The sequence below is a fragment of the Variovorax sp. E3 genome, assembly GCF_016082275.1.
In the GTDB taxonomy this organism is placed as follows: domain Bacteria; phylum Pseudomonadota; class Gammaproteobacteria; order Burkholderiales; family Burkholderiaceae_C; genus Variovorax.
Window position 1 is genome coordinate 1 of record NZ_MOWM01000289.1, and the last position, 3,927, is coordinate 3,927.

The 3,927-nt window shown below is 71.2% G+C and carries 4 protein-coding genes; all 4 read left to right on the plus strand.

The genetic code is table 11. The annotated features are described in order from the left end of the window. Positions 1-2,108 (plus strand): TonB-dependent siderophore receptor (locus BMG07_RS40055; RefSeq protein ID WP_198089122.1); only part of this gene is annotated, 2,108 nt, incomplete at its 5' end. A 14-nt stretch (positions 2,109-2,122) separates the two neighbouring features. Further along, positions 2,123-2,875, plus strand: coding sequence for a DUF4198 domain-containing protein (locus BMG07_RS40060; protein ID WP_198089123.1), 753 nt, complete (start codon positions 2,123-2,125; stop codon positions 2,873-2,875). A gap of 116 nt (positions 2,876-2,991) precedes the next feature. Beyond that, positions 2,992-3,531 (plus strand): sigma-70 family RNA polymerase sigma factor, encoded by a 540-nt coding sequence (locus tag BMG07_RS40065; protein ID WP_198089125.1) that lies wholly within the window; start codon positions 2,992-2,994, stop codon positions 3,529-3,531. Beyond that, the coding region (locus BMG07_RS40070; protein WP_198089124.1) for a DUF4880 domain-containing protein at positions 3,528-3,927 on the plus strand (400 nt) is incomplete at its 3' end. The genes BMG07_RS40065 and BMG07_RS40070, both read left to right, overlap by 4 nt.

Sequence of the window (3,927 nt, forward strand, 5' to 3'; positions counted from 1 at the left end):
GCGCCGGCGGCGGCTGGCGACTGCGCCGCGGAGCGAATGCGGCCGCCGCCGCTGAAAGCCGCGCCGTCGCGCCGCCTTCGCCGCCTGCCGAAACCACCGGCGCCACGCTCGCGCCCGTGATCGTCAGCGCGCAGCGCGAGAAGCTCTACGACGTGCAGGACGTCAACGCCGGCGCGCTCGGCGTGCGTTCGCTGCAGGACCTGCCGTTTGCCGTGGGCTCCTACACCGTCGACACCATCGAGACCCAGCGCGCGCGCACCGCGCTGGACGTGCTGCGCAACGACCCCTCGGTCACGCCGACCTCGGGCTTTTCGTCGTTCGACGGCGTGGCCGTGCGCGGCTTTGCCGCCAACTCCTTCAACAACGTGCGGCGCGACGGCCTGCTGGCCAACATCTACAGCGACGTGCCGCTGGAGAACAAGGAGCGCGTCGACGTGCTCAAGGGCCTGTCGGGCTTCCTGTACGGCGTGGGCGAGCCCAGCGGCATCGTCAACTACGTGATCAAGCGGCCCACGCGCGAGCGCTTCGCCAGCGTCACGGCCGAAGTGCGCAGCTACGGCGGGCGCTACGCCGCGGTCGACGCGGGCGGCCCGCTGGACGCGTCCGGCACCGTGGGCTACCGCCTCAACGCGGCCACCGAGAAGGTCGGCGACTTCACCCACTTCGGCGACCTGAAGCGCGACTTCCTGAGCGGCGCGGTCGACATCAAGATCAACCGCGACGCGCTGCTGCAGCTGGACTTCGACTGGCAGAAGAAGTCGCTGGCCGCCAGCGGCATGATCGGCCCGCGCAGCGACGGCACCGTGGTGCCCGCGCGAAGCTTCGACCCGCGCACGCTGGTGGGCCAGCCCTGGGGCCAGTACAAGACCGACGCCTGGAACATCGGCGCGCGGCTGGACTACGCGCTCAACAGCCAGTGGGACCTGACCGCGCAACTGGGCTTCAGCCGCAGCAAGCGCAATGCGCTGTTCTTCAACGCCTCGCAGGTGGCGCCGAACGGCGACGTGCTCAAGGGCAACACGCGCTACGAAGGCGAGCCGTACCCCACGGCCGCCGGCCAGCTGTTCGCGACCGGGCGCTTCAGCACCGGCCCGGTCGGGCACGAGGCCGTCATCGGCTATTCGTACTCGCGCCTGGGCTCGCCCGACGGCGACTACCTGCGCTTTCCCCAACTGATCGGCAACGTGTACCGGCCGCTGCCGTACCTGCAGCCCAACCTGCCCGACGACACGCACCTGCCGTCGAGCACGGCGCGGCAGAGCAGCGTGTTCGTGAGCGACACGCTGAGCTTCACGCCGCAGTGGCAACTGCTGCTTGGCGCGCGCTACATCGACTACAGCAGCGACATCGGCAGCAAGTACGACGGCACGCCCGGCTACAGCACGCGCGTCACCGTGCCCACGCTCAGCGCCATCTACAAGCCGACGGAGCGCACCACCGTCTACGCCACCTACGGCGAAGGCTTCGAGCAGGGCGCCTACGCGCCCAGCTATGCCGACAACGCATTGCAGAAGCTCGGCCCCATCAAGAGCCGGCAGTACGAAGTCGGCGTGAAGAGCCGGGTGCGCGACGACCTCATGCTCACCGCCGCCGTGTTCGACATGGACAAGCCGCTGCAGGCCGTGACCCCGTCCGACAACATCTTTCGCCAGCAGGGGCGGCAGCGCCATCGCGGCGTGGAGTTCACGGCCAACGGCGGCATCACCTCGCAACTGAGCGGCATCGCGGGCGTGGCCTGGCTCGACGCCGAACAGCGCGACACCGGCGACGCGGCGCTGGAAGGCCGCCGGCCCAGCAACGTGGCGCGCTTCCAGGCCAACGTGTTCCTCGACTACCGGCTGTCGTCGGTGCCGGGGCTGTCGGTCAACACCGGGGTCTATCACGTGGGCAGCCGGCCGCTGGACCGCGCCAACACCATGATCGTGCCGAGCTTCACGCGCTGGGACCTGGGCGCCGCCTACGCGACGAGGCTGGCGGGCACGCCGTCGGTGATCCGCCTGTCGATCGAGAACGTCACCAACCGGCGCTACTGGAGCTCGGTCAACTACGGCGGCGTGACGCAGGGCAACCCGCGCATCGTGCGGCTGGCGATGACGATGAACTTCTGATGCAGGCGGCACGCATGAACAACATTCCCTCCCGTCCATTCACGCGCCTGGCACGCGCGGCCTGTTTGCTGCTGCTGGCGGGCCTCGGCGGCGCCGCCGCTTGCGCGCACGGCGTGTGGGTCACGCAGCGCGCGAGCGAACTGGCGCTGGTGCTCGGCGAAGGCGCGCTCGACGAAAGCTACGAGCCGACGCAGGTGCGCGAGGTGAAGGCCTTCACGGCCGCCGGCGCGCCCGCGCAGGTCACGCTGCAGCCGCGCCAGCGCAACCTCGTGGTCGAGCCGGCGGCCGATGCCGCCGTGCTCGCGGTGGCGGTGGAAGACGGCTTCTGGTCGCAGGGCGCCGACGGCAAGTGGGTCAGCGGCTCGCGCGTGCAGGTGCCCGGTGCGCGCAAGGCCGGCCACTACATGAAGTACGGCACGACGCTGCTCAAGCCCGTGGCCATGCCGTTCAAGCCGCTCGGCACGGCACTGGAGATCGTGCCGCTGGCCGACCCGATGGCGCTGCGCCGCGGCCAGCGGCTGGCGGTGCGCGTGCTGTCGAACGGGCAGCCCGTGGCGGGCGCGATGGTGATCGGCGACTTCATCGGCAACGTGGCGGGCCCGCGCGTGAAGACCGACCGCACCGGGCGCGCCACGGTCGTGCTGGGCAGCGGCGGGCTCAACGTGCTGGCCGTGTCGCTCACGCGGCCGCGCGCCGACCGCCGCGAGGCCGACGAGGACGGGCTCGAAGCCACGCTGGCGTTCGCGCTGCCGCGCACCGGCGACTGAACCGCACGCGGGCGCGGGAGAAAGGCGCCCCGGAAGAGGGGCTCGGGCGCCGCTGGCGATACAATGAGAAAGATTCTTATTTGTACTCAGAGCCGCGCGTTGAACCCCAAACAGGCATCGATGGTTGCCGGCGAGCCTGCCTTGCAGCAGCAGGTTCAAGCCTCTACAGCGACCACCACGGGTGGCTCTCCGGCTGGCTGCGCGGCAAGCTGGGCAACAGCTTCGACGCCGCCGACATCGCGCACGACACCTTCATGCGCGTGCTCGTCGGGCTGCGCGCCGACGCCATTCCCGCGCTTTCCACGCTGCGCGAACCGCGCGCCTACCTGACCACCGTGGCCCGGCGGCTGGTGATCAACCACGGCCAGCGCCAGTCGCTGGAGCGCGCCTACTGCGCGTCGCTCGCGCTGCTGCCCGAGGCCACGGCGCCGTCGGTGGAGGAGCGCGCGATCCTGCTGGAAACGCTGCACGAGCTCGATGCCCTGCTCGACGAGTTGCCGCCGCGCGCGCGCACCGCGTTCCTGCTGTCCCAGCTCGAAGGGCTTTCTTACGACGACATCGCCGCGCGGCTGCAGGTCAGCGTGCGCACCGTGACGCGCTACATGGCGCAGGGCTTTTCGCAGTGCCTGCGGCTGATGCTGGCCGGGCAGGCATGAGCGCGGGCGCCGTCGATCCGCGCCTGGTGGACGAAGCCGCGCAATGGCTCGCGCGCATGCACGCGGGCCGTTTCTCGGAGGCCGACGCGCGGCGCTGCGAGCAGTGGCGCAACCAGAGCCCCGACCACCAGCGCGTGTGGCGCAGCGCCGAGCAACTCAGCCGCAAGTTCGGCGCGGTGCCGCCGGCCGTGGGCATGCCCGTGCTCGACCGCCGCCGCACCGCCGCCAACCGCCGCGCACTGCTGCAAACCTTCGCGGTGCTGCTGGGCGCGCCGGCGGCGGCGTGGGTCGGCTACCGCGCGGTGCCGTGGCAGACGCTGGGCGCCGAATACCGCACCGCCACCGGCGAGCGCCGCGACATCGCGCTGGCCGACGGCAGCCGCATCGCGCTGAACA

Excerpts from the sequence above, each read along its gene's own strand:
- BMG07_RS40060 (WP_198089123.1), top strand. The coding sequence starts at position 2,123 with ATGAACAACATTCCCTCCCGTCCATTCACGCGCCTGGCACGCGCGGCC.